We start from the raw sequence: 22,804 nt of genomic DNA, 5'->3' as shown, positions 1-22,804 counted from the left end.
ATGATAAACCGCCTCGTTCAGGCAGTGGAACCGGCGCCCGGCATCCGGCTGCTGACGCTCAACCGGCCGGACAAGCTGAACGCGTTGTCCAAAGCGCTGCTAGGCGAATTGAGTCAACTGCTTGCTGGCTTTGACGCCGACACAGAGGTCGGCTGCCTGGTGCTGACGGGTGCCGGTCGCGCCTTTGCGGCGGGCGCCGACATTTCTGACATGCTGGAACGCGGCGTCGCCTCCTATACCGATCCGGAGCGCCTGGCATGCTGGCGCGCCATCGAGGGCTTCTCCAAGCCCATTATCGCCGCCGTGAATGGTTATGCGCTGGGCGGCGGGCTGGAGCTTGCGCTGCTGTGCGACATCATCATCGCTTCGCAGACAGCTCAATTCGCGACGCCGGAAATCAAGATCGGCTCATTCCCGGGCGATGGCGGCACGCAGCGACTGCCGCGTCTGGTCGGCAAATCCTTTGCCATGCAGATGGTGCTGACCGGCGACATGGTCGACGCGACGCTCGCCGAGCGCAAAGGACTGGTCAGCGAGGTTGTGGCGGCCGACAGGCTCCTGCCGCGCGCGCTGGAGATCGCCGGTGCGATCGCCGCCAAGTCAGTTGCCATCACGCCCTATGCCAAGAAGGCCGTTCAGGCGGCATTCGAAACCGAGCTGCAAAGCGGGCTCGAGATTGAGCACCGGCTGACCGTCGAGGCGTTCGGCAAGGAGGATCGGATTGAAGGGCTGCGAGCCTTTGCCGAGAAACGGGCGCCGGCCTTCAGGGGCAAATAGGACTGAGGAGCAAGGGGCCGGCGGCCGGTTTGGCGGCGTCGGCGGGTAGGCGCCTTCGGGCGCGAGTGGAGGCAGAATATGTGGGATTACATCATTGTCGGCGCGGGCTCGGCCGGTTGCGTGCTGGCAAACCGCTTGTCCGAGGATCCCCAAGTCAAGGTCCTGCTGCTGGAAGCCGGCAGCCGGGATTGGAATCCGATGATCCATATTCCTGGAGGCATCGGCAAGCTGTTCGGGCCGGGCGTCAACTGGCGGTTCCACACAGTGCCGCAGAAGAACCTCGACAACCGCTCCATCTGGTATCCGCAGGGCAAGACACTTGGCGGGTCGAGCTCGATCAACGCGATGATCTACATCCGATGCCAAAAGGAGGACTACGACAATTGGGCAGCACTCGGAAACGACGGCTGGGCTTATGAGGATATCTTGCCCTATTTCCGCAAATCCGAGGACAATGATCGGCTCGCCGATCGCTATCACGGGCAGGGCGGTCCGCTTGCAGTCTCAGATCAGGTCGGCCCGCATCCATTGACCCGGGCCTTTGTTCGCGCCGTGCAACAATATGGCCTGCCGTACAATCCCGACTTCAATGGCGACACCATGTATGGCGCCGGCTTCTACCAGGTCACCTGCCGCGATGGCCGCCGCCGCTCGTCCGCTGTCTCCTATCTGCATCCCGTCAGCAGGCGGCCCAACTTGACGGTCAGGACACACGCCCGGGTCACAAGGATCGTCGTCGAGAACGGCCGCGCCGTCGGCGTCGAACTTTCCGAGGGCAAATTGCGGAAGGTGCTGCGGGCCGAAAGCGAGGTGGTCGTATCGGCAGGAGCCATCAACTCGCCGCGCCTGCTGATGCTGTCCGGTATCGGACCGGCCGACGAGTTGAAAGCTCTCGGGATCGCGCCGATCGCCGATCTCAGCGGTGTCGGCCGGAACCTCCAGGACCATCTCTGCACCAACGTTCATCTGACGCTCAAGGACCCGATCAGCTATGACGGCCAGGATCGCTATCCCAAGGCACTCCTGCACGGCATTCGCTGGCTGCTCTATCGCAATGGCCCTGCCGCCTCGGTCATAGTCGAGGGCGGCGGTTTCTTCCAGAGTGAGGGAGCGGAGCGACCCGACCTGCAAATCCACGTCGCGCCAGCGATGGTGGTGCGCGGCGGCCAGACGCGGCTCGACGGGCATGGTTTTACCATCAACTCGACATTCCTTCGACCACGTAGCATCGGCTCGGTGAAGCTGCGCTCGTCGAACCCCGCCGACGAGCCGCTGGTCGACCCCAACTATCTTTCTGATCCCTATGATCGCGGCATGGCACTGAAATCGGTACGGATCATCCGGGAGGTGCTGGCGCAAAGCGAAATCGCCAAGTTCATCAAGATCGAGCGGCTGCCTGGGCCGGCTGCGAAGACCGACGAGGAACTGATGGCCTACATCAGGCAATATGCGTGCTGCGACTATCACCCCGTCGGCACCTGCAAGATGGGCGTCGACGAGACCGCGGTCGTCGACCCGGAATTGCGGGTGCGTGGCATCGACAGGTTGCGAGTGATCGACTCATCGATCATGCCGGTGCTGATCAGCGGCAATACAAATGGGCCGACGATGATGATTGGTGAAAAAGGCGCCGATCTGGTGAAGGGCGTCCGGTCTGATCCTTCCCATCACGCGATGGCAGCAGTCGCCTGAGTACAGGGGCCAAACCTATGCAATTCCTCGTTTTGTCTCGCCGCCGGACCAACCAATTCAGCGACGCGGATTTCGAACAGCTGGTACCCAGCGAGGGGGCACAGGCCCGCCATCTCTATAGCATCGGCTTCACGCGCCAGATCTGGCATCGCGGCGACATGCCCGGCGCCTGCCAGGTCGTTGAGGCAAAGGATGAGAGCGAAGTTCGTGAGAGGCTGGCGACGCTGCCGCTGGCGAGGGCAGGGATGCTCGATTTCGAAATCGTTCCGCTGAAGCCCTACGCTGGTTTCAGCCCGCCGTGAGAAAGCTTAAACCGAAGGCCCGCTGTTGGCGCTGAGTAGTTGCCTGCTGGGTTCCGAATGTCGGCTCATTTGCGCGAGGGAGAAATAGGGTCGCTAAGTTCGACTCTTCGGCTGTTGCGGAACTACACGGAACGATACGGGCAGATTCCTGATTGATGGCAGCGTCGGCCCGGCGTTTCAAATGCCTGGATGTACATTCCAGAGCGGGCATGCTGCCCCGAAGCGAGCGAATTGCAGTTTCGCAGCGCTATGACGCTTGGTGATGTTTCCGGCGCGATCGCGACCATGGCGAGTTGGGAGTCAGCGAGCGTCTCGCGATCAAGACGACCGCAAGCCATGGCGCCGCCTGAAGCTCCTTCTGAGCATGGCTTGTGAGCGCAATTGGTCGGTCGTGAGCCTAGTTGGTCGTCAATTGGCCGACGCGGTTTTCGGCAATCCAGCGGGCGGCAAGCACCAACGCGCCCATACTGAAATCCTTGCCGTGCTTGGCCACCATTTCTTCCGACAGTTTGGCGAGCCGATCGAAAAATTCGTCCTTGCTTTCGTCCTCGGGGGAGGGTTCGGTTTGCATTTTGTGCTCCTGTTGCATGCGGGCTATCTTTGCTATTTGAACATCTGCGAGGGAAAGGTGACGATCGCGGCGGTGCCGTCGACGGCGCCCACCGCAAGGTGCAGTCCGTCGCCGGACCATGCAAGCGCGGTCACCGCGCTGCCCAGGGGGCTGACGAGGAGTTCGTCCCGGGCGCCGATCTGGGCGATGGTGATCCGACCGTTGGCATAGCCGGCGGCAATCAGTTTTTTCTCCGGGTGCGCAGCCACTGTCTCGACCGGAACCAGCCCGGCGCGACCGGTCTCCAGCGCGCCAGAGGTTTCGCCGTCAAGTGGTGGCGCGGTCATCGACCAGCCGGCGATCCGGAAGGCGCCCGATGCAAAAAGCGCGTTCTCCGGCAGGCTCCAGCACACTGTCCGGACCGGCGATGGAAATCCCGCGACGATCTCAGCTCGGCCATCGGTCATGCTGACCAGAGCAAAGCCTCCGGTTTCGAGCCCGCAGGCCAGCCAGGTGCCGTCGCCACTCCAGCGGATCGATATCGGACGCGCTGAAAAGGCGATATCGCGTATCAGGGTGGCGTCGCCTTCGACCATCCAGATCGACAGTCCGTCGTCTAGGCCATAGGCGAGGCGCCTTCCGCCTGGCGAAAAGGCAAGCCCATTAGTGGACGGTGTCGCACCGTGTCGCAGTCTCACTGCATCGCCTTGGCCGCGTGACAGGAAGACATCCTGCCCGTTGCTGACGGCTGTCATGGCCGTCCGGGGGCTGTGGTCGACGGCGACGACCGGTCCGTCGACCTTGACCAGCGTCTCCATCACATTGCCGTCCGCGGTCAGATGCACCGCTTCGCCGGCTTCCGTTCCGATAAGAAAACCGGAGGCAAGGTAGCTGGCGAGCGGAACGTTGCCATCTCCCATCGCAGCGGTGGCTATCAATGGCGCCGGCAATTTCTCCCTTGGCCGGATCGTCGTCTGGCCGAGATCGCCGCTCACCCTGATCCGCGATTCCGGCGGCTCCTGGTCCGCGACCGCGGCTATGGCGACTGTTCCATCTACGCAGGTGAAGGCGACCGACGAGCCATCGGCGCTGAAGCGCAGATCGGCGATCGCCGACGGGCGACGCCAGCTTCGCGCCAGCAGGTCGAACAAGGTCAGGTTTTGTATCGCGTGCTGGTTCATGGCGGTTCCCTTCGTCAGTTTCCATCCGTTGCCGCGAGGCTGCGGTCGACGTCCTCGACGTCGCCTTCCGCGGCAACGATGCTGTCCTCGCACGCCGCGCATTCGTGCATGATTGCCGCGGCTCTCTCCTGCGCTTCATGCAAGTCCCGCACCAGTTGCGGGCTGGGGCCGTTCCTGCCGATTTCGAGTTCCAGGCGCAGCACATCCATCTCGATGCCGGCGCGTTTCTGATTGAGCCGCAGCGCCTCGGCAGTGAGCGCGGAGACGTTGGCGACAAGATCAAGCCGGCGTGCGAGCAGCGTGTCATGCTTGGAAGTTTGACCCATCGGATCCTCCTGTCATTTTTCGCTCCCCGCCATCGGTCCGGGCGGTTTTTCGAAGGCCGACAGCAATTTTGGCAACGCGCCGGCCTGCGATTGGAACTGCCTTTCAGCCGTTTCGATGTGGCTCTTGAGCTGATCCCAGATGTCGACCCGGATTATCGAGGTCGTATCGCCGGTGAGGCGCTCGATCTCGTCGACGCGAAACTGGCGCGACAGCGAAACGCCGGAAAACACGAAGTCCCGCAATAGGATCGCATGGTTCTCGATGAACAGATGGATCATCGGATGCGTTTCCGCGGTGACGCCGCCGGCAGCAAGCTCGGCCCGGATGAAGTCCTGGAAATGGCTCTGCAGGCGATATTGGCTTTCGCCCATGAAGCGCATGACAAAGACCAGATCGCGGGGCATCAGCCTGACAAGATCGCCGGTCACGCCGTCGGCCTGGCTGGACATTGGCTCGGGCGTCCCCCTTCTGTCCGTATCGTTCGGCATGGCTCTCTCCAGCGCTAGGCCCGTCCAAGAGCCGTCGCCTTCAAATAGTAGATAAAAAGAAAGAATTGAATAGGGTGATGTTTGTTTTCGCATTTGCTGCATTTGCTAACTAAATATATTGCAGTTGCGAATAGATACCAAATATTACAGGCGTACTTTACAATTGTAAAATAACGTTACAGTCGGATATCTTCTCACGCACCGAAAGAGCAGCGATTTTGTTTTGAGCCCCGCCGTGAGCGCCATTTTCAGATTGGCACGGCGCTTGCTTTGTACATTTCCAGAAGAAGCCCATCGCGCTTTGACGCGGTGCCAAAAGAACGAAGGAACGGAGGAAGCAGGTCACATCCGCTTCGATGCGCCCACCGCAAATGCGGTTGGCGCCTCGGACCCTGCCAGACGCCTCCAACACCTTTGCCGCGATCCACTTGAATGGCCGGACTATGGCTCGCGCCTGAATGCGCATCCCTTTGTCGTGCCGTTCGCATTCTCACTGGCGGCGCTGTTTGCCGTCTCACGCCTCGGATCAAGGGATCCGTGGTTCAAACCTGGTGGAGGCTTATGACCATGACGTCTCTGACGCTCAACAAGATTACCTCGCAACGCGGAATCTCCGTGGGCGAGGCAACCAAGAAGATTGCCGATCTCGGCTGGAATCCTTCCTACGTCCAGGAAGCGATGACGTTTCCGACAGACTACAAGATCAACAAGACACCGCGCGACCCGATGAAACAGGTTCTGCGGTCCTACTTCCCGATGCAGGAAGAGAAGGACAACCGGGTCTACGGTGCGCTGGACGCGGCGCTGCGCGGCGACATGTTCCGCAATGTGGAACCGCGCTGGGTCGAGTGGATGAAACTCTTCCTGGCGATCATTCCATTCCCGGAAATCTCCGCTGCCCGCTCGATGGCAATGGTCGCCCGTATCGCACCCGGCGAGGAACTCAGAACCGGCTTCACGATGCAGATGATCGACGAGTTCCGCCACTCGACGATCCAGATGAACCTGAAGAAATGGTACATGGAGAACTACATCGACCCGGCGGGCTTCGACATCACGGAAGAAGCCTTCGGAAAATGCTACGCCACGACCATCGGCCGGCAGTTCGCGGAAGGCTTCATCACCGGCGACACCATGACCGCCGCCTGCATGTACCTGACCGTGGTCGCCGAGACCGCCTTCACCAACACGCTGTTTGTCGCCATGCCTTCGGAAGCCGCCCGCAATGGCGACTATGCGCTGCCCACCGTCTTCCTGTCGGTGCAGTCCGACGAGAGCCGGCATATCGGCAATGGCCACTCGCTGCTGATGGCGGCGCTCAAGGAGCCGGAGAACCACCTGCTGCTCGAGCGCGACCTGCGCTACGCCTTCTGGCAGAACCACGCGATCGTCGATGCGGCCATCGGCACCTTCATCGAATACGGCACCACCAACCGCGACAAGAACAAGGAGTCTTACGCGGAAATGTGGCACCGCTGGATCTATGAGGACTACTACCGCACCTACATGCTGCCGCTCGAGAAATACGGCATCAAGGTCCATCACGACGACGTCCAGGCGGCTTGGGAACGCATCACCAAGAAGAATTATGTCCACAAGGTCGGACAATTCTTCGCGGTCGGCTGGCCGGTCAATTTCTGGCGCATCGAAGCCCAGACCGACAAGGACTTCGAGTGGTTCGAGCACAAGTATCCGGGCTGGTACGCCGAATTCGGCGACTTCTGGAAATGGTACGCCAAGCTCAGCCACAAGGGCGAGAAGGTGCTCCTGTTCAACAGCGACGTCGGTTACGTCTATCCGCACCGCTGCTGGTCTTGCCTCGTTCCCTGCCTGATCCGCGAAGACATGGTGGTCGGCGAGATCGATGGCCAGTTGCACACCTTCGCCCATGAGCTCGACAAGTGGACCGCGACCGTGGCCTTCGCCGACGAATATGAGGGCCGTCCGACACCCGCGATGGGCCGCTTCAGCGGCAAGCGCGAGTGGGAGACGCTCTATGACGGCTGGGATCTGGCCGATGCCATCAAGGACCTGAACTTCGTCCGCTCCGATGGCAAGACACTCGTTCCACAGCCGCATATGCGCTTCGACGACAAGGAGATGTGGACGTTGGACGACGTGCGCGGCAACAAGCTGGGATCGCCGTTGAACGCGCTCCGCGGCATGACGCCGGAAGCACGCGCGCAGCACCTGGCGGACTACGCCAAGGGCTTCACCATCAATCCCTGCAACTGATCAGGCCAAGGGGGCGGGTTCGTCCCGCCCCCTTCCTTTTACTGGAGGTCCGTATGTCGGAAACCCACACGGTCAGGCTTAGCCCGGTCGGCGTCGAATTCGACGTCGAGCATGGCGAAACGGTACTCAATGCCGCTTTCCGCCAGGGCATCGCACTGCCGCACGGCTGCAAGGAAGGGCAATGTTCGGCCTGCAAGAGCGTGTTGCTCGATGGCGAAGTCGACATGCTCAAATACTCGACCTTCGCGCTGAACGACATGGAGAAGGAGAGCGGTCACGTCCTTTTGTGCCGCTGCATCGCCTACTCCGATCTGGAAGTCGAGCTTCTCAACTACGACGAGGAGATTTTGGCGAAAGCGATCGCCGTGAAGACGTTCAAGGGCCGGATTGCTCTTATCGAGCACCTGACCCACGACATTCGCGGCATCGAGATCGAACTCGGCTCGCCGATAAAGTTCTGGGCGGGGCAATATGTCGACATCACGGTTACCACGGAAAAAGGGGAGACGATTACGCGCTCGTTCTCCATGGCAAATACGCCGGACCAAACCCAAAAACTCTGCTTCATCATCAAAAAATACCCTGAGGGAAAGTTCTCCGGAGAACTCGATTCCGGAGGAATCAAGGTTGGAGCCGAAGTCACCGTCGTCGGCCCCTACGGAACCTGTTTCCGTCGGGAAGAACGGCAAGGCCCCCTAGTCCTGGTCGGAGCCGGCTCGGGCTTGTCGCCGATCTGGTCGATCCTCAACGACCATCTGAAGAGCGGCGAGAAACGTCCGGTCTATTTCTTCTACGGTGCCAGGACGCGCAACGACCTGTTCTATCTCGACAGGATCGCCGCGCTGATCGGCCAGCATTCGGATGTCACTTTCATTCCCGTGCTGTCGCACGCGACTGATGACGCCGAATGGGAGGGCGAACGCGGTTTCGTACACCAGAGTGTCGACGCCAAGCTCAAGCAACTGGCGGTCGACGGGCAGGGCGATGTCCATGCCTGTGGGCCGCCGCCGATGATCGATGCGCTTCAGCCGGTTCTGTTCATGAACGGGTTCGAAACGGAGCGGATCTTCTTCGACAAGTTCACCACATCGGCAGGGGCTACGCCGACCCACTGAGGGGCGGCCACGCGACTGCAACCACAATTGCAACAAGGGAGTGAAGACTATGCCAGCTATTTCGAGTTCAGTCGGATCCGGAGCCGCCGGCGCGGCGATCTTTGCCGACTCCGACAGCCGGAAGTACCGGTATTTCGACCCGAAGGGCCAGCGCGCCACGCACTACGAAGACATGACGGTCGACGTGCAGCCTGACCCTGAGCGCTACCTGATCCAGGACTGGATCATCTCCTTCGCTGACGGCAAGGGCGCTTATGTCAAGCAGAACACCGCCGCGCAGAGCTCCAACTGGCATGCCTACCGCGCCCCCGATCAGGAGTGGGAACGCACGCACTACCAGCGCCAGTCGAAAATCGAGACGATGGTCCAGAGCGTCATCAACAATGCCCGCAAGTCGGGGGCGCCGAAGACCTTCGACAAGGCTTGGGTCAAGATCCTGCAGACGCAGCTCGGCGCCTGGAAACACGCCGAATTCGGCCTCGGCACCTCGCTGATGCAGGCGCAGCGTTACGGCTACACCCAGATGATCAACAACGCGACGCTGACCAACTCGTCCTACAAGCTGCGGCTTGCCCAGGACATCACGCTCTACCTCGCCGAAATCGGCATGGACTTGCCCGGCTGGGACGACGAACTTGGCAAGAAGTCATGGCTTGAGGACCAGAACTGGCAAGGTACCCGCGAAGCGGTCGAGACCATCATGGGCGCGACCGATTATCTCGAACAGTATTTTGCCATCAACATCGTCTTCGAACCGCTGGTCGGCGAAGTGTTCCGCTCAGGCTTCCTGATGCAGATCGCAGCCGCCAACCACGACTTCATCACGCCTGCGGTGATCTCGGCGGCGGAAGCCGACTACGAGCGCAACCTCGCCAACACGATCGACCTCATGCACATCCTCGCCAATGACGAGAAGCATGGCGCGGCGAACAAGAAGCTCTTCCAGGGCTGGGTCAAGAAGCACGGCGCGCTCGCCGACAAGGCAGCCACCGGCCTGCAGCCGATCTGGTCGATGCCGCATTCCAAGCCGGTCGCTTTCGCCGATGTCCGCGCCAAATCCGAGGAACGGATTGGGCAGATACTCGGCGAACTTGGCCTCAAGCGCTGACACCAAGGAGAAACCGTCATGTCAACAGCAGCACGCGACGCATCGCAATCCAACATCTTCAGGGCGATGAAGGACATCACCTTCGAACAGACGATTTCGCATCAGTGCGGCGTCACCATGAACGACTCCGTGGAAGCCAGGGCCATCGCTGAATTCATGGGCCTGAAGCCGAACGTAATCGTCACCTACCAACCGGCGATGATCCGCATCGATGGCAGCGGCAAGCTGATCTTCAAGATGGACGAGATCAGCGAGTATCTCGGCCGCGAGATGACAGCGGAAACCTTCGAGGTCAACAGCTCGACCCACTACGGGCGGATGGTGCGCATCGACGACAACACCGTGATCCTGTTCGGCAACATGGACGAGATTTTCGAATACATCGAATAGACGCCAAAAATTCAGGCGCGCCGCCTGGTTGCGGCGCGCCTAACCGATCAACACCCACTTTGCGGAGGGAAGAATGTTTAGAACACCGGAAGGCAAGGATATTTTCGTGGTCGACGGCCACACCCATTTCTGGGACGGCAGCCCGGAGAACCAGAAGAATATTCACGGCAAGCAGTTCATCGATTGCTTCTACGCCTATCATACGGGGCTGAGCCCCAAGGACCAGCTGTGGGAGAAGAGCAAGTTCGAGAAATACAGCGCCGACGATCTCTATCGTGACCTGTTCATCGACGGTCCCGATGATGTGGCGATCGTCCAGTCGACCTATCTCAAGGATTTCTACAAGAAGGGCTTCAACACGATCGAGCGCAACGCCGAAGTGGCCAAGCGCTATCCGGAGCGTTTCATCGTCAATGGCGCCTTCGATCCGCGCGACGGCGAGAAGGCACTTGAGTACATCCACTTCCTCAAGGAGACCTATGACGTCAAGGGCGTGAAGATGTACACGGCCGAATGGAATGGCGCCTCCAAGGGCTGGAAGCTCACGGACCCCGATGCCTACAAATGCTTCGAACTCTGCGACAAGCTGGGCATCAAGAACATCCACGTCCACAAGGGTCCAACCATCATACCGCTCAGCAAGGACGCCTTCGACGTGCATGACGTCGATCATGCGGCGACGGATTTCCAGAACCTCAACTGGATTGTCGAGCATTGCGGCCTGCCGCGCCTCGACGATTTCTGCTGGATCGCGACGCAGGAAACCAACGTCTATGGCGGGCTGGCGGTGGCGCTGCCCTTCATCCATTCTCGCCCGCGCTATTTCGGCGAGGTCATCGCCGAACTGCTGTTCTGGATCGGGCCGGAGAAGATCCTGTTCGGTTCCGACTACGCGATCTGGACGCCGCGCTGGCTGGTCGAGAAATTCTGGGCCTACCAGATTCCAGAGGACATCGCCGCAGAACGTGGTGTGCAACTGACCAACGAGATCAAGGAGAAGATCCTGGGCCTCAACGCCGCGCGTCTCTACAACATCGATATCGAAGCCAAGAAGAAGGCGCTCGCCACTTCGCCCTTCAGCATCGCAGCGGAGTAGGAGCCATGGCAACCGCCAGCGTTTCCGGCAACCGCGAGAACGAACTCTGGCGGCGCCTTGGTGAGGTCAACGACCCGGAACTCGACGAACCCGTCACCGAGATGGGCTTTGTCGAGCGGGCCGCGGTGAAGGGCGATGGCAGCGTGGAGGTCGATTTCCGCCTGCCGACCTACTGGTGCTCGCCCAACTTCGCGTTCCTGATGCTGGACGGCGTCCGCAAGGCGCTCGACCAGCTCTCCTGGTCGCCGGCCTATCGCGTCAAGCTGCACGACCACATGTTCGCGGAAGAGGTCAATCGCGGCATGGAAGCCGGCAAGACGTTCGGCGATATTTTCGCCGATCTTGCCGAGGATCAGGATCTTGGCGCTTTGCGCGAAACCTTCAGGATGAAGGCATTCAAGCGGCGCCAGGAGGCGGTCTTGCGTGGCCTTCGGCAGCACGGTCTGACGGATCGGGAAATCCTCGGCATGGACCTGCCGGCATATGACGTGGCGCGGTTCGAGGCGGGCGAAGCGGCCAAACAAAAGCCGAGGTACAGGGCGGCCTTGCTTGAACGCTTTCCCGACCGCCGGGCGGATGATCCCGTCTTCATGACGTGGGAAGGGCAAGGCATACCGGCCGAAGCACTCGGTGCCCATCTCGCTGAACTGCGCGGTGTGCGCGTCAATATGGAGTTCAACGGCGCGCTTTGCCGTGGGCTCAAGCAGACCAGATACAAGGAGCTTGATGTAGTCGAAGGCGAACCGATGTTGGTCGATTTCATCATGGACCGCGTGCCGGCACGAGCCGCGCCGACCGCCTGAAGCAGAGCTGAAACAACGGCCTCCCTTGCACGAGGCCCCTAACCAACAACCCGCCCGTAAGGCGGAAGGAGGAATCATGCCTAAAATAATGCTTCACAATTCCGAGGCCCGCCGTGCTCTCGCCCGTGGCGTCTTCCGGCTAGCCGCTGCCGTCGAGCCGACGCTCGGCCCCAAAGGCATGAACGCCATGATCGACCGGCCCATCGGCACGCCGATGGTGACCCGCGACGGCGTCAGCATCGCCTCCGAAATCGAACTGCACGACCGTTTCGAAAACATGGGCGCGCAGGTCGTCCGCGAAGTGTCGATGCAGACCAACGAGGTCGCCGGCGACGGCACCACGACTGCCATCGTGCTCGCTAACGCGCTCATCCAGGGCGGTGTGGAGGCGAATGAACGCGGCGCGAAATCCGTCGACCTCTGCAAGGGCATCGACCTTGCCGTGGCGGCGGTGGTAGCGGCGCTCAAGGCATCGGCCAAGCCCGCCAAGGGCAACGGCATCCTGGCTTCGGTCGCTAACATCGCGGCCACCAATGCCAAGCTTGGCGCACTGGTGGCGGAAGCTCATCAACGGGTGGGGGCCGAAGGCGTCATCACCACTGACTTCAGCGTCACCACCGAGACCACGCTCGATGTCGTCGAGGGCATGTCCTTCGAACGCGGCTACCTGTCTCATCACATGGTGACCGATCAGGAGAAGATGGAGGCGGTTCTCGAACGGCCCTACATCCTGATGACCGACCTCAAGATCAAGGAGCCCGGGCAACTCGATGCGGTTCGCCGCATCGCTGACGAGGCCGGCCGACCGTTGCTGATCGTGTCCGAGGAGATGTCGCCGGAAGTGGTGGTGACGCTGCTCGGCAAGCAGGGACCGGGAAAATACCTCGTCGTGCATCCTCCGGAATATGGCCATTGGCGCAAGGCGATGATGGAGGATCTGGCCATCATCACCGGCGGCAAGGTGATCGCCCGCGACCTTGGCGGCCGGCTGGAGGACATCACTGGCGACGATCTCGGAACGGCTGACCGGGTGAAGACCAGTGCGTCCTATACCTCGATCATTCGTGGCGGCGGCGACCATGCGGCAATCGCCTCGCGCCGCGCCCAGGTGCAGCGGCAGTATGAAGCCTCGCCGCCGAACATCGATCAGGACAAGCTGCGCGAACGCCTGGCCAAGCTCTCTGGCGGCACCGCGATCCTTTACGCCGGCGGTGTTACGCCGGTCGAGCAGAAGCGAACCATTCAGCTCATCGAGGATTCGCTCAATGCGGTGCGCGCAGCATCGGAGGAGGGCGTGGTCGCCGGCGGTGGCTCGGCGCTTGCCCAGATCGCGCCGCTGCTCGACAAGGTGGCGGCCGGCGTCGACGGCGATGTCGCTGAAGGCGTGCGCCTGGTGCGGTCGGTGCTGTCGCGACCGCTCTGGCGCATCGCCGCCAATGCCGGCGCCGATCCCGAAGCGGTGGTGGCGGAAGTCACGCGCATCAATGGCGGCTACGGTTACAACGCGTCCGCCGGCAGCTACCAAAACATGTTCGAGGCAGGGATCATCGATCCGGTCCGCGTCACCTACACAGCACTCGCCAACGCAGCTTCGGTGGCGACGCTGATCCTGACCACGGAAACGTTGATCGGCCATCTCGCCGAGGACGAGGACCCGACGGCCGGACCGGCTCGCGGCGGCGGCTCAGAAAAGCTCGGCCGCGCCTGAAGCAATCCGAACAATCTCGACGTCGAAAGGATACGACGATGAAAGCTGCCAGACTTTACGAATACGACCCGAAGATGAACGTCCAGCTCAAGATCGAGGAGGTCAAGGCGCCAACGATCACCGCCCCCGACGAGGTGATCGTGCGGGTTGGCGCCGCCGGCCTCTGCCGCACCGACCTGCACATCATCGAAGGCGTGTGGAAGCCGACGATGGATCCAGAAGGCACGCTGTTGCCTTACATTATGGGCCACGAGAATGCCGGCTGGGTCGAGGAGGTCGGCAGCGGCGTCAGATCGGTCAAGCGCGGCGACGCGGTGATCTGCCATCCCTTCCGCTCGTGCGGCATCTGTCTCAACTGTCGACACGGCGAGGACATGTACTGCGACAACGGCCAGTTTCCTGGCCTTGGCATGAATGGCGGTTTCGCCGAGTATTTCATCACCAGCGAACGCTCGCTGATCAAGCTGAACGCCAACATCACGCCGATCGAAGTGGCGCCGCTGGCCGATGCCGGCATCACCGCCTACCGCGCCGCCAAGCGGGCGGCCAAGCTCTTGAGGCCGGGGAGTTACTGTGTGCTGCTCGGCATAGGCGGGCTCGGCCATATCGCGCTGCAATCGCTGCACGCGATCTCGGGCTGCCGCATCATCGCCGTTGATCGCGAGCCGGCAGCACAGGTGTTGGCCAGGGATCTTGGCGCCGACTACGTTCTTGATGGCGGGCCGAACATCGTCGAGGAGGTCAGCCAGATCACCGGCGGCGGCGCCCATGTGGTCATCGACTTCGTCGGCGAACTCGGCGTCGAGAACATCTGCTGGAAGATGGTGCGCAAGGGCGGCCAACTGTTCGTCGTCGGCTATGGCGGCCACATCAACGTACCGACCGCGCACCTTGTCATCGAGGAGATCAACATCGGCGGCAGCCTGGTCGGCAATTTCACCGAGCTCGTCGAACTGATGGAGCTCAACGCCGACGGCAAGGTGAAGATGCACTACACCGAATACAACCTCGCCAGCATCAACACCGCCCTCGACGATTTCAAGAACCGGCGGTTCACCGGCCGCGGCGTCATCGTGCCTTGAAACTTTGGACCGGACCTCGCGCGGACGGGTGCGATGTCCGGTACCCATCATCATCCAGAGGGAGAAAAGATATGAACAAATACATCTGTGAATTCATCGGAACCTTCGCGCTGGTCTTCTTCGGTTGCGCGACGGTTCTGTTCATGCGCTCCGAGGTCGGTCTGCTGGGCGTCGCCTTGGCCTTTGGCCTGTCGGTGGTGGCGATGGCCTATTCGATCGGGCCGATTTCGGGCGCCCATCTCAATCCGGCTGTCAGCCTCGGTTTCTTCATCTCCGGCCGCATGAAATCGAACGATCTTATCGGCTACGTCATTGCGCAATGCGTTGGAGCGATCATCGCATCGGCGGTGCTTTATGTGATCGTGCAAGGCAAGGGTGGTGGCTACGACGTGGCGGCGAACGGCTTTGCCCAGAATGGCTGGTCGACCTACTCGGTGACCTCGGCGTTCCTGTTCGAGGCGGTCGCCACTTTCCTGTTTCTGCTCGTCATCCTTCGCGCCACCGCCGAAGGCGGCGCCGGCCCCCTGGCCGGCCTGGCGATCGGGCTGACGCTGGTCATGATCCATCTCGCCCGCATTGCCGTCTCCGGATCGTCTGTCAATCCGGCCCGCTCGCTCGGCCCGGCGCTCTTTGCCGGCGGAGCTGCCCTGTCGCAGCTCTGGCTCTATATCGTGGCGCCGTGCCTTGGCGCGGCCGCAGCCGGACTGGCATTGCGCGCTGGGGTGATCGGCGCGGGTGAACCGGCGGCTCAGCCGGCCTGATTGCTTGCCGGACCCGGCAAGCTTTTCTTCCTGAACCCTGTGGCTGATGCCATGGCGTTTTCCGTGTCGGGACGTCAGCGAAGCGCGATCCTGAAACGAGTTTCTTTGCTTCGAGCTTTGGAAAAACGGGAGGACAATATGGATCTTGTCACAGGGTTGGCCGTCGTCATCGGCATTATGGGCGGCATTGCAACGTGGGCGGCGATCACCATCGGAAACCCCTATTTGCTGATCTGGGCGGTGTTTGTCGGTTGGGGAAGTTTCTATCACTGTGGCGGCAAGGAAGCCGGTTTCAAGAATTCGGCGGTTGCAAACCTCTGGGGAGCGATCTGCGCCGCCGGCGCATTGATAGCACTGACGTCCACTGGTGTTACGGCGATCATGGCCGGCATTTGCGTCGGCATTTCAATCGTCGTCCTGATTCTCGCCGCCAAGCTGCCATTGCTGAGCGCCATTCCGTCGGCGGTCTATGGCTATGCAACGACCGCCGCGCTTTTTCTGCTTGGCGCCGCCGCCTATGGCGAAGGCATCAGCGGCATCGCCAAGGTCGCGACCGCTGTGGTTATCTCGCTGATCATCGGCAACATCCTCGGCTACGTCTCGGAGAAAGTGACCGGTGCTGTCGTAAAGGCCTGATCATCCCCGCGACCGCTGCCTGAAGGCAATCTCGATTGACGAATTTCCCAACCCCGCGGCGCGAATGCCGCGGGTTTTTTGTTGTGCCGGTGAACGGGCCTGGGCCTAGAGGAAACCGCGTCGAATCCCGTATTGGCCGAGCTTGCGATAGAGCGTCGGCCGCGAAATACCGAGCCTCAGGGCGACCTTGCTCAGATTGCCACTCTCTGCGGCAAGCGCGTTCTTGATCGCCTGACATTCCGCATCCTCGAATGTGCACACCGGTGCTTCGAGCATGGCTGCAGGATGATCGCCGTGCATGGTCATATTGTTGCGATTGCCCGCACTGATTTCCCCGGGGAGATCCTGAAGCTCAACGGTGCCGCCGCGCGCCAGGATGTGCAACCGCCCAACGAGGTTCTTCAGTTCGCGCACATTGCCCGGCCAATGATAGGCGAGCAACGCGTCTAGCGCTTGGTGCGAGAATTCCAGCGGGTCTTCGCCTGCCGAGGTCGCGATCTGCCGGTTGAAATGTTCGATCAGCAGCAGCACATCGTCGCCGCGCTCGCGCAGCGGCGGGACGGTGATCGAGACCGCGCCAATTCGATAATAGAGATCGCGGCGGAAGCGGCCTGCGGCAACTTCCTGCTTGAGATCGCGATTGGTCGAGGCGACCAGGCGCACATCCACCGGGCGACCCCGGCTGTCGCCAAGGCGGTTGACCACGCGCTCTTCCAGGACACGCAGCAGAAATGGCTGGATCTCGAGTGGCAATTCGCCGATCTCGTCGAGACTGAGGACGCCGCCATTGGCGAGCTCGAAAACGCCCGGTTTGCCCTCACGCGAGGCGCCGGTAAAGGCGCCGGCGACATGGCCGAACAATTCGCTGCCAAACAGGTCCCTGGTGATCGCCCCGCAATTCATCGCAATGAACGGGTCGTTCGCCGTGCGTCGGCTGCCGGCATGGACAAGCCGTGCAAACAACTCTTTCCCGACGCCTGTCTCACCTTCGACCAACAGCGATGTGACGCTGCTCGACCGAGCGACGCGGCAGGCGACGTCAATGGCGGCCTGCAGCGCTTCGCTTTCGCCGACGATCAAGGCGACAGCATCCTGAAGATGCTTGTTCACTTCCCGGTGGACCACTGCGAAGCTGGAGACTGCCGGCACGGGGGGGAATACCAGCGCCGCGCCGCGGAGGTCGCCGTCGAGCTTGAGCGGTGTGATGTGGCAGGATCGCAGATGCGCCGGCAGCGCCTTGGCAAGGTCGGCGTCGGAGCCGGACGACGGAAGGTTCATCAGCCAGCGGCCACGGCCTGGCTCCATCGGGCCGTCCATCATCTCGGTGGTCTCGCCGTCAGGCACGTTGTTGCAGAAGATGGCGCGGCCGCGATGGTCGACAATCACCAGCCCGTCTTTTCGGCGGTAGCTGGGAGCCGACGAGATGAAGGCTTCGAGCAGGCGGGTGCGCTGTTCCTGCTGCTGTTCGGCCAATGCCTTTTCGATCTGCCGGGCTGTGGCGGCGACGAGCGCGGTGTTGTGCGGCCGGAAGATCGGCGAATAGCCTGATAGGTCGACCACACCGATGATCTTGCCGTCCAGCGGATCGCGGATCGGCGCGCCGGCGCAGGTCCAGGATTTGATGCCGGCGCAGAAATGCTCGGCCGCATGGACGAAGGTCGGCTGACCGGTCCACAGCGCCGTGCCGATGCCGTTGGTGCCGACGGCGCCCTCGTTCCATTTGCCGCCGATGGCGAGGTGGATATCCATGCCGTCATGCAGCGTCTTCTTGTCGCCGATGGCATCGATCAGCACACCGTCGCTGTCGGCTAGAACCAGCATTGCGCCTGTCCCGTCCAGCAACTGGCCAAGGGAGGCGAACGACCGGCGCGCCGCCGAAAGCAGTTCTGCATTGGCGCGGGTCAAATATTCGATCTCGTCGCGATCGCTGCTTAGAGGCGCTTCAATCCCTTGAGCGTTGATGCCGCCGGTGGCGCTGCGATACCAGGAATCGTGAATGAGGGAGCGGACGTGGCTTGGATGGACAGGATCGCGGGCACATTTGGGCTCGTCGGCCAGAAAACTTTCCCAGGCGCGCATGGTGGCGCGCTCGTCATAATCGATGTTCCCCAGAACCATTTGCCCGGCGGTCGCCGACGCACGCGCCGGAAGAGCATCGATCTTCATCTGATGGGGGCCTATCTCGCGTTTCATTCAGTCATCACAGAACCTTTGAGGCATGCCATTTCTGTATGCTGTCGCGTTCGTATGCTGCCGCGGGTTGGACGTGAGGAGCACGCCCAGGCGTCTGCCCGGTCAGCCGATGCCGAGTTTTGCGCCGATATCGGCGGCAAGCTGGTCTTCGGTATAGGTGGCGGTGAGGCGGGATCCGTCCAGATCGGCTAGCGCCTCGCCGACGGTTTCGTCGACCGGCGAGAAGAAGCCGTTCTGCTTTGTCGCCAGCACGAAGATCTGGTCCCCGCTCCGGTTGCGGATATCGCCGATGTGATGAAGTTGGCGGCCTGTGTTCTGATCCTTTGAGATCACGCGGCCGTTCATGGTGACATGGATAGACGGTTTGGCCTCGGCCACAGGCGCGGCGCCGCCGCCAACATGGATGATCAGGCCTTCCGCCTTTGGTTGCTGGCGTGGCTTCCTTGAAGCCGAATAGCCGCCGCCGCTGATCTGGTCGGCAAGGCGAACGATGGTCGAGCGGTTCTGCTCGATCAGTCTTTTGACCTGCATGTCCTCGCGCCGCGGGCCATCCCGCTTGGAGATGATTTCGACCATGAATCCTCCCAGATTCGCTCAGCGTTGCCGTCGATACGGCTCTTTATCTTCTTTTGAGGTGAACTCTACACCGCCCCGGTGGAGTTCGCCATTCATATCACACACATAGCACCAAAATGTGGGTCGGTGGTAGCAGGCGGCTGCTACACCGGATTTCCGGTATTCGAACGTGAGCAATGTCCGCGGGTCAGGCTGCCTTGTTCCTCAATTCCGAGGGTTCGCTGTCGAGTGGTTGCCTGTCGCGCAGGTAGAGCGCGCACGTGGTGCGCAGCATGGAGGCAAAGTTCGGGATATGGCCGTTGATCTCCAGCGCTTCGTCGTAAAGCGTCGAGAGGAATTTCGGCGCCGTCATCCCCTGTCCCTGGGCGATCTCGTCCAACAGCGTCCAAAAAGTGGCCTCGAGCTGGATGCTCGTCGAATGGCCACCTATTCGAACTGAGCGATTGATTAGGCGATACCCTTCCGGATCCTGCCCGGCAAAGACCTTACACATGCGAAGACCTCCCGTTTGATGTCGCTTTGGGCGAAGGCGCGGCTTCTGGGCCCATTCGCCGAGATGATACCAACCCGAAGCGCATTTTCCGCTCAATTTGCAGTGACTACAATCGGACCTTAGTGCGTGAACCAGCCTTACGCCAATTTCCTGACGTGGTAACCGGCTGCCACCCCTTTATGCAACCAATGGGCCATCGTCGGCGGTATCCGAGGCCACGCGGCAGGCTGGAGGCTCCTTTGGCGAAAGCGATTCATTCGATGATCCGGGTGGTAGACGAGAACCTATCGGTCAGTTTCTACAAAAGTGCATTCGGACTCGATGTTGCGGACCGGTTGGATTTCGACACGTTCACACTGGTCTATCTGCGCAGTGCGGAAGCCGATTTCGAGCTTGAACTGACGATCAACAAGGGCAGGGCAGAGCCCTACGTGCTTGGCGACGGCTATGGTCATTTGGCTCTTTGCGTCGACGATATCGAGGCAAAACACAGGCGCTTGGTGGCAGAAGGTTTCAATCCGCGAAAAATTGTCGAGTTCAACCACGAAGGCGTGCTGCGGGCGCGGTTCTTTTTCGTGGCCGACCCCGACGGCTACCAGATCGAGGTGCTGCAGCGCCACGGACGCTACAAATAGGGGACGTTGCGCCCCTCAGCGGCGGTCGACGACGCTGATAACGTACGACATTCCTGCTCGGTCAATCCATTCACTGCATTGCAGAACTAATTTCCCTGTTGTCGAGATATATTCCCTGATCGTTTTGCTAGGGAATCTGATGTCTAAGCAATTGAAATTACGTGTCAATCACAGCTTCAATTTTGCCAATTTCGCGGCTTTTCGCGCAGTTTCCCTGTTTTTCGGCGTTTATCAGGGAATTTTGGTCGGAGACGGGTTCGCTACAGACTGCCTCCACCACCATTGTCGTTATTTATCAATGCGTTAGAGGGTGGTTCGCCACGAGGTTCGCCAATAGGTTCGCCAAGCATCGGCTTGCGCGCCACGAGACGCACGACTCGATCCATCCCCTGGACCGCCAGCCGTACCTGCGATGCCTCGCGCGAATAGAGCTCCGCATGATCGATATCGTCGTGCCCTAGTACGTCCATGAGCTGTCTGGTTGAGGCCTCGGCCTCCGCCAGATAAACACCGAGCGACTTCCTCAGACCATGTAGGGTCAGACCCTTCGGAAGACCGGCAAGCTTGCACCAATGCGCCATCATCCCAGTCAGTGACTTGGCGGAGAAGGGCTCACCATAGCCGTTGACCAGAACGGTCTCGCCGCGCCTGTCGGCTGCATCAAGGATCTCAGACAGCATCGGTGTGATCGGCACGAAAAGCCGTTTGCCACCTGTTCGTCCCTTGTTCTTGGCCTGAACGATATCAAACCCGTCGAAGTGACGCTCGACACCATCGATGAACACACGGCGGGTGACCCTCTGATCCCAGCGCAGGCCCGCGACGTCGCCGCGGCGGTTGCCGAGCCAAAGCGCCAAACCGTAGCAAGTGCGTGCCGCGGTGCCGAGCTGCCAACGGTTTTCGAATTGCGCCATCGCTTCGCGCGACCAGGCTTTCCAACCGGCATAGGCGGGCCGCCACTCGACCGCCGCTGTGGGATCGATTTCGATCCAGTCTTGCCGCAGCGCGACATAAACTAGCTTGCGTATGCCCACCAGCAGATGCTTGGCCTTATGGGGCGTGGCGATGAAGCGGCCAAGAAGCTCTTCAATATGGATACGTCTAAGGTTCTTAACCGCTACCTCCCGCCAGATGAGTGGGTGATCAGGGACCACTCGCAGTTCTAGAAATTCTTCAATCAGCCTCGTGTTCTTGCGCTTGCTGGCTTCGTCCAGCGCCAGCCACTTGACTGAGATCTTCAACCGTTGAAAGGCCGCTCCAAATGTACCGGGCAGGGAGGCTCCAGGCATACGAACGACGGGAGCCTTGGGGACTTTCCGGCCCTCGACCGCTGCTTGGTATGCGTCCTTGAATCCTGGCTGATTGGGAGCGGGTAGACTCACTACACGCTCTTTCGTTCGATAGCGCCAGCGAAGTTTTCCATGGCGATCGGTGTAGGAGGAGAGGCCGGGATATTTGTCGGTCATGGTAGAATGAATCTATTCTCTGCGATGATTCCCTTGCAGCAGGAAGTCGACGATATTCTCTTCATCGTCTCCAGGTAGTTCGGCAAACGCCGCTTCGAGTTTAAGGCGATCCCAAATCACACGGCCGTCAACTTTCTTCGGCTTCGGCATGCGGCGGTCAGCAACCATCTGGTCGAATTTGGTTATGCCCACGCCAACATATCGGGCGGCTTCTTCGCGTGAGAGGCCGCGAGGAGGATAGGAGAGGGTGTCGCTTTTCATGATCTCGCCGCCGGCATGTGTCCGCCCTGGTGCACGGACTTCCGTTCAGAGATCAGGATCTAGATTGTATCAACCTCCGCCGGAAGGGCGCCGATCAAGCCCTGCGGTAAATTGCGGTCGGGGCGTACAAATAGGATGGTTGTGTGAGTTCAGGGGTTCGAGTCGGGAGAGCGCTACCACCTTTCCCCCCATTCGGAAAACCTGCAATATTTTCTACGATGCTGCGCATGATAGAACCGATCTCGGTGCTGCCACAACCTGCTTCAAATGCACAGGTTTGATTGAGAGGATTGTCAAATGACGGATTGCACGGTTCCCGGCGCTTTTCAGACATTTAGTCAGTTGCCATTAGAAACATACAGATCGCGACGTTTGCGGACCAAGACCTGACTCGGCGATGACATCCTTTGCTTAGTTGCACCCAGCCATCAGGGTTGGACCAGACCGGCACGACGGGCCGCTTTTAAGAATGCCCTTCTTGCTTGTTGCGGAGCCCGCCAACCCTCCAAGGAGTCGCGGCAAGTGCGGCACGCTGCCCGATAGCTCGGTCCTCTCGCCCATTCTGGCCATTGGTCGTGGAGGCACTCGAGCGCTTCCGAGCAACTGGCAACCATGCGCTCCCTTGAGGGTTTCAGGCGCAGTCTCACTGGTTCAGGAAATCGAATATCCCTCATAGCTTCCTCCGCTCCCACGGTTCGATTACATCGACTTGTTGTAATGGCTTCCCGAAGCGACGCCCAAGGCGCCGACTGCGTTAGCCGCGACGATGTCCCCTGCGGCCAGTACAAGCAAATCCATGCGACGGGCGAAGGCAACAAAAGTGCTGCGAGCGGTTTCGGCATCCACCTTGCCGGCGAGGGCTGCCCTGCAGGCATTGAGCGCGATGCCATGAGCAGCGTTCCGCTTCGATGGCGGCCATTCCTCGAGCA

At 60.7% G+C, this 22,804-nt stretch carries 25 protein-coding genes and 1 pseudogene; 14 read left to right on the top strand and 12 right to left on the bottom strand.

Annotated features, from left to right (window positions below; translation table 11 throughout):
* The 3 genes from ACFX5Q_RS16750 to ACFX5Q_RS16740 all read left to right on the top strand — a co-directional run bounded on the left by ACFX5Q_RS16750 (position 1) and on the right by ACFX5Q_RS16740 (position 2,771).
* A complete protein-coding gene (locus ACFX5Q_RS16750; RefSeq protein WP_404279729.1) occupies positions 1–777 on the top strand; it encodes an enoyl-CoA hydratase-related protein in 777 nt (258 codons plus the stop codon).
* Between the two features lie 78 nt (positions 778–855).
* Positions 856–2,469 carry a GMC family oxidoreductase gene (locus tag ACFX5Q_RS16745; RefSeq protein WP_192259868.1) on the top strand — a complete coding sequence of 538 codons (1,614 nt, stop codon included), beginning with the start codon at positions 856–858 and terminating at the stop codon, positions 2,467–2,469.
* Between the two features lie 17 nt (positions 2,470–2,486).
* Positions 2,487–2,771 carry a muconolactone Delta-isomerase family protein gene (locus tag ACFX5Q_RS16740; RefSeq protein WP_404279728.1) on the top strand — a complete coding sequence of 95 codons (285 nt, stop codon included), beginning with the start codon at positions 2,487–2,489 and terminating at the stop codon, positions 2,769–2,771.
* Between the two features lie 137 nt (positions 2,772–2,908).
* Here ACFX5Q_RS16740 and ACFX5Q_RS16735 read toward each other — a convergent pair.
* The 5 genes and pseudogenes from ACFX5Q_RS16735 to ACFX5Q_RS16715 form a co-directional block, all read right to left on the bottom strand.
* A pseudogene (locus ACFX5Q_RS16735) lies at positions 2,909–3,050 on the bottom strand (short-chain fatty acyl-CoA regulator family protein); the annotation flags it as partial.
* Positions 3,051–3,168: 118 nt separating this feature from the next.
* Positions 3,169–3,360 (bottom strand): hypothetical protein, encoded by a 192-nt coding sequence (locus ACFX5Q_RS16730; RefSeq protein WP_404279726.1) that lies wholly within the window; start codon positions 3,358–3,360, stop codon positions 3,169–3,171.
* 14 nt (positions 3,361–3,374) lie between these two features.
* Positions 3,375–4,502 (bottom strand): WD40 repeat domain-containing protein, encoded by a 1,128-nt coding sequence (locus ACFX5Q_RS16725; RefSeq protein WP_192259864.1) that lies wholly within the window; start codon positions 4,500–4,502, stop codon positions 3,375–3,377.
* 14 nt (positions 4,503–4,516) lie between these two features.
* The gene (locus ACFX5Q_RS16720) at positions 4,517–4,828 is read right to left on the bottom strand and encodes a hypothetical protein (protein ID WP_192259862.1); all 312 of its coding nucleotides are present in this window, start codon (positions 4,826–4,828) and stop codon (positions 4,517–4,519) included.
* 12 nt (positions 4,829–4,840) lie between these two features.
* Positions 4,841–5,317 carry a hypothetical protein gene (locus ACFX5Q_RS16715; RefSeq protein ID WP_404279723.1) on the bottom strand — a complete coding sequence of 159 codons (477 nt, stop codon included), beginning with the start codon at positions 5,315–5,317 and terminating at the stop codon, positions 4,841–4,843.
* A gap of 561 nt (positions 5,318–5,878) precedes the next feature.
* Between ACFX5Q_RS16715 and ACFX5Q_RS16710 the strand changes: the two genes are divergently transcribed.
* From ACFX5Q_RS16710 to ACFX5Q_RS16665, 10 genes are all read left to right on the top strand, one after another.
* Complete coding sequence (locus ACFX5Q_RS16710; protein WP_352531471.1) at positions 5,879–7,552, top strand: aromatic/alkene/methane monooxygenase hydroxylase/oxygenase subunit alpha; 1,674 nt, start codon at positions 5,879–5,881, stop codon at positions 7,550–7,552.
* Between the two features lie 53 nt (positions 7,553–7,605).
* Positions 7,606–8,667 carry an NADH:ubiquinone reductase (Na(+)-transporting) subunit F gene (locus ACFX5Q_RS16705; protein ID WP_404279721.1) on the top strand — a complete coding sequence of 354 codons (1,062 nt, stop codon included), beginning with the start codon at positions 7,606–7,608 and terminating at the stop codon, positions 8,665–8,667.
* A gap of 49 nt (positions 8,668–8,716) precedes the next feature.
* Complete coding sequence (locus ACFX5Q_RS16700) at positions 8,717–9,775, top strand: aromatic/alkene monooxygenase hydroxylase subunit beta (RefSeq protein ID WP_404279719.1); 1,059 nt, start codon at positions 8,717–8,719, stop codon at positions 9,773–9,775.
* Between the two features lie 18 nt (positions 9,776–9,793).
* A complete protein-coding gene (locus tag ACFX5Q_RS16695; RefSeq protein ID WP_404279717.1) occupies positions 9,794–10,165 on the top strand; it encodes an MmoB/DmpM family protein in 372 nt (123 codons plus the stop codon).
* 73 nt (positions 10,166–10,238) lie between these two features.
* Entirely contained in the window at positions 10,239–11,261 is a 1,023-nt protein-coding gene (locus tag ACFX5Q_RS16690; RefSeq protein ID WP_404279715.1) for an amidohydrolase family protein, read from the top strand.
* Positions 11,262–11,266: 5 nt separating this feature from the next.
* Positions 11,267–12,064 (top strand): iron-sulfur cluster assembly protein, encoded by a 798-nt coding sequence (locus tag ACFX5Q_RS16685; protein WP_404279713.1) that lies wholly within the window; start codon positions 11,267–11,269, stop codon positions 12,062–12,064.
* A gap of 76 nt (positions 12,065–12,140) precedes the next feature.
* The gene (locus ACFX5Q_RS16680; RefSeq protein ID WP_404279711.1) at positions 12,141–13,772 is read left to right on the top strand and encodes a molecular chaperone GroEL; all 1,632 of its coding nucleotides are present in this window, start codon (positions 12,141–12,143) and stop codon (positions 13,770–13,772) included.
* 38 nt (positions 13,773–13,810) lie between these two features.
* Positions 13,811–14,854: an NAD(P)-dependent alcohol dehydrogenase gene (locus ACFX5Q_RS16675; protein WP_192259839.1), complete on the top strand. Its 1,044-nt coding sequence runs from the start codon at positions 13,811–13,813 to the stop codon at positions 14,852–14,854.
* A gap of 71 nt (positions 14,855–14,925) precedes the next feature.
* Positions 14,926–15,615 carry an MIP family channel protein gene (locus ACFX5Q_RS16670; protein WP_404279709.1) on the top strand — a complete coding sequence of 230 codons (690 nt, stop codon included), beginning with the start codon at positions 14,926–14,928 and terminating at the stop codon, positions 15,613–15,615.
* Positions 15,616–16,251: a DUF1097 domain-containing protein gene (locus tag ACFX5Q_RS16665; RefSeq protein WP_192259837.1), complete on the top strand. Its 636-nt coding sequence runs from the start codon at positions 15,616–15,618 to the stop codon at positions 16,249–16,251.
* Positions 16,252–16,356: 105 nt separating this feature from the next.
* On the opposite strand, the gene ACFX5Q_RS16660 is transcribed toward ACFX5Q_RS16665, so the two are convergent.
* The 3 genes from ACFX5Q_RS16660 to ACFX5Q_RS16650 form a co-directional block, all read right to left on the bottom strand.
* Entirely contained in the window at positions 16,357–18,444 is a 2,088-nt protein-coding gene (locus ACFX5Q_RS16660; RefSeq protein ID WP_192259835.1) for a sigma-54-dependent Fis family transcriptional regulator, read from the bottom strand.
* Between the two features lie 102 nt (positions 18,445–18,546).
* Positions 18,547–19,020: a hypothetical protein gene (locus ACFX5Q_RS16655; RefSeq protein WP_192259834.1), complete on the bottom strand. Its 474-nt coding sequence runs from the start codon at positions 19,018–19,020 to the stop codon at positions 18,547–18,549.
* A gap of 187 nt (positions 19,021–19,207) precedes the next feature.
* Complete coding sequence (locus ACFX5Q_RS16650; protein ID WP_404279706.1) at positions 19,208–19,513, bottom strand: ribbon-helix-helix domain-containing protein; 306 nt, start codon at positions 19,511–19,513, stop codon at positions 19,208–19,210.
* Positions 19,514–19,752: 239 nt separating this feature from the next.
* Between ACFX5Q_RS16650 and ACFX5Q_RS16645 the strand changes: the two genes are divergently transcribed.
* On the top strand, positions 19,753–20,148 hold the full coding sequence (locus ACFX5Q_RS16645; protein ID WP_404279704.1) for a VOC family protein: 396 nt from the start codon (positions 19,753–19,755) through the stop codon (positions 20,146–20,148).
* A gap of 260 nt (positions 20,149–20,408) precedes the next feature.
* On the opposite strand, the gene ACFX5Q_RS16640 is transcribed toward ACFX5Q_RS16645, so the two are convergent.
* The 4 genes from ACFX5Q_RS16640 to ACFX5Q_RS16625 form a co-directional block, all read right to left on the bottom strand.
* On the bottom strand, positions 20,409–21,614 hold the full coding sequence (locus tag ACFX5Q_RS16640; RefSeq protein WP_404279702.1) for a tyrosine-type recombinase/integrase: 1,206 nt from the start codon (positions 21,612–21,614) through the stop codon (positions 20,409–20,411).
* Between the two features lie 12 nt (positions 21,615–21,626).
* Positions 21,627–21,875 carry a hypothetical protein gene (locus ACFX5Q_RS16635; protein ID WP_404279700.1) on the bottom strand — a complete coding sequence of 83 codons (249 nt, stop codon included), beginning with the start codon at positions 21,873–21,875 and terminating at the stop codon, positions 21,627–21,629.
* A gap of 428 nt (positions 21,876–22,303) precedes the next feature.
* The gene (locus tag ACFX5Q_RS16630; RefSeq protein ID WP_404279698.1) at positions 22,304–22,549 is read right to left on the bottom strand and encodes a DUF982 domain-containing protein; all 246 of its coding nucleotides are present in this window, start codon (positions 22,547–22,549) and stop codon (positions 22,304–22,306) included.
* A 25-nt stretch (positions 22,550–22,574) separates the two neighbouring features.
* Positions 22,575–22,804: DUF982 domain-containing protein (locus ACFX5Q_RS16625; protein WP_404279696.1), on the bottom strand; the 230-nt coding region annotated here is incomplete at its 5' end.

It is taken from the genome of Mesorhizobium sp. IMUNJ 23033 (assembly GCF_044778005.1).
Taxonomy (GTDB): domain Bacteria; phylum Pseudomonadota; class Alphaproteobacteria; order Rhizobiales; family Rhizobiaceae; genus Mesorhizobium; species Mesorhizobium amorphae_A.
Note: the sequence above shows the minus strand (reverse complement) of the source record. Positions and strands in the feature narration are given on the sequence as shown.

Excerpts from the sequence above, each read along its gene's own strand:
- ACFX5Q_RS16745 (WP_192259868.1), top strand. The coding sequence starts at position 856 with ATGTGGGATTACATCATTGTCGGCGCGGGCTCGGCCGGTTGCGTGCTG.
- ACFX5Q_RS16650 (WP_404279706.1), bottom strand. The coding sequence starts at position 19,513 with ATGTGTAAGGTCTTTGCCGGGCAGGATCCGGAAGGGTATCGCCTAATC.
- ACFX5Q_RS16740 (WP_404279728.1), top strand. The coding sequence starts at position 2,487 with ATGCAATTCCTCGTTTTGTCTCGCCGCCGGACCAACCAATTCAGCGAC.
- ACFX5Q_RS16725 (WP_192259864.1), bottom strand. The coding sequence starts at position 4,502 with ATGAACCAGCACGCGATACAAAACCTGACCTTGTTCGACCTGCTGGCG.
- ACFX5Q_RS16660 (WP_192259835.1), bottom strand. The coding sequence starts at position 18,444 with ATGAAACGCGAGATAGGCCCCCATCAGATGAAGATCGATGCTCTTCCG.
- ACFX5Q_RS16675 (WP_192259839.1), top strand. The coding sequence starts at position 13,811 with ATGAAAGCTGCCAGACTTTACGAATACGACCCGAAGATGAACGTCCAG.
- ACFX5Q_RS16720 (WP_192259862.1), bottom strand. The coding sequence starts at position 4,828 with ATGGGTCAAACTTCCAAGCATGACACGCTGCTCGCACGCCGGCTTGAT.
- ACFX5Q_RS16715 (WP_404279723.1), bottom strand. The coding sequence starts at position 5,317 with ATGCCGAACGATACGGACAGAAGGGGGACGCCCGAGCCAATGTCCAGC.
- ACFX5Q_RS16705 (WP_404279721.1), top strand. The coding sequence starts at position 7,606 with ATGTCGGAAACCCACACGGTCAGGCTTAGCCCGGTCGGCGTCGAATTC.
- ACFX5Q_RS16700 (WP_404279719.1), top strand. The coding sequence starts at position 8,717 with ATGCCAGCTATTTCGAGTTCAGTCGGATCCGGAGCCGCCGGCGCGGCG.
- ACFX5Q_RS16750 (WP_404279729.1), top strand. The coding sequence starts at position 1 with ATGATAAACCGCCTCGTTCAGGCAGTGGAACCGGCGCCCGGCATCCGG.
- ACFX5Q_RS16685 (WP_404279713.1), top strand. The coding sequence starts at position 11,267 with ATGGCAACCGCCAGCGTTTCCGGCAACCGCGAGAACGAACTCTGGCGG.
- ACFX5Q_RS16690 (WP_404279715.1), top strand. The coding sequence starts at position 10,239 with ATGTTTAGAACACCGGAAGGCAAGGATATTTTCGTGGTCGACGGCCAC.
- ACFX5Q_RS16730 (WP_404279726.1), bottom strand. The coding sequence starts at position 3,360 with ATGCAACAGGAGCACAAAATGCAAACCGAACCCTCCCCCGAGGACGAA.
- ACFX5Q_RS16630 (WP_404279698.1), bottom strand. The coding sequence starts at position 22,549 with ATGAGGGATATTCGATTTCCTGAACCAGTGAGACTGCGCCTGAAACCC.
- ACFX5Q_RS16680 (WP_404279711.1), top strand. The coding sequence starts at position 12,141 with ATGCCTAAAATAATGCTTCACAATTCCGAGGCCCGCCGTGCTCTCGCC.
- ACFX5Q_RS16635 (WP_404279700.1), bottom strand. The coding sequence starts at position 21,875 with ATGAAAAGCGACACCCTCTCCTATCCTCCTCGCGGCCTCTCACGCGAA.
- ACFX5Q_RS16695 (WP_404279717.1), top strand. The coding sequence starts at position 9,794 with ATGTCAACAGCAGCACGCGACGCATCGCAATCCAACATCTTCAGGGCG.
- ACFX5Q_RS16710 (WP_352531471.1), top strand. The coding sequence starts at position 5,879 with ATGACCATGACGTCTCTGACGCTCAACAAGATTACCTCGCAACGCGGA.
- ACFX5Q_RS16670 (WP_404279709.1), top strand. The coding sequence starts at position 14,926 with ATGAACAAATACATCTGTGAATTCATCGGAACCTTCGCGCTGGTCTTC.
- ACFX5Q_RS16640 (WP_404279702.1), bottom strand. The coding sequence starts at position 21,614 with ATGACCGACAAATATCCCGGCCTCTCCTCCTACACCGATCGCCATGGA.
- ACFX5Q_RS16655 (WP_192259834.1), bottom strand. The coding sequence starts at position 19,020 with ATGGTCGAAATCATCTCCAAGCGGGATGGCCCGCGGCGCGAGGACATG.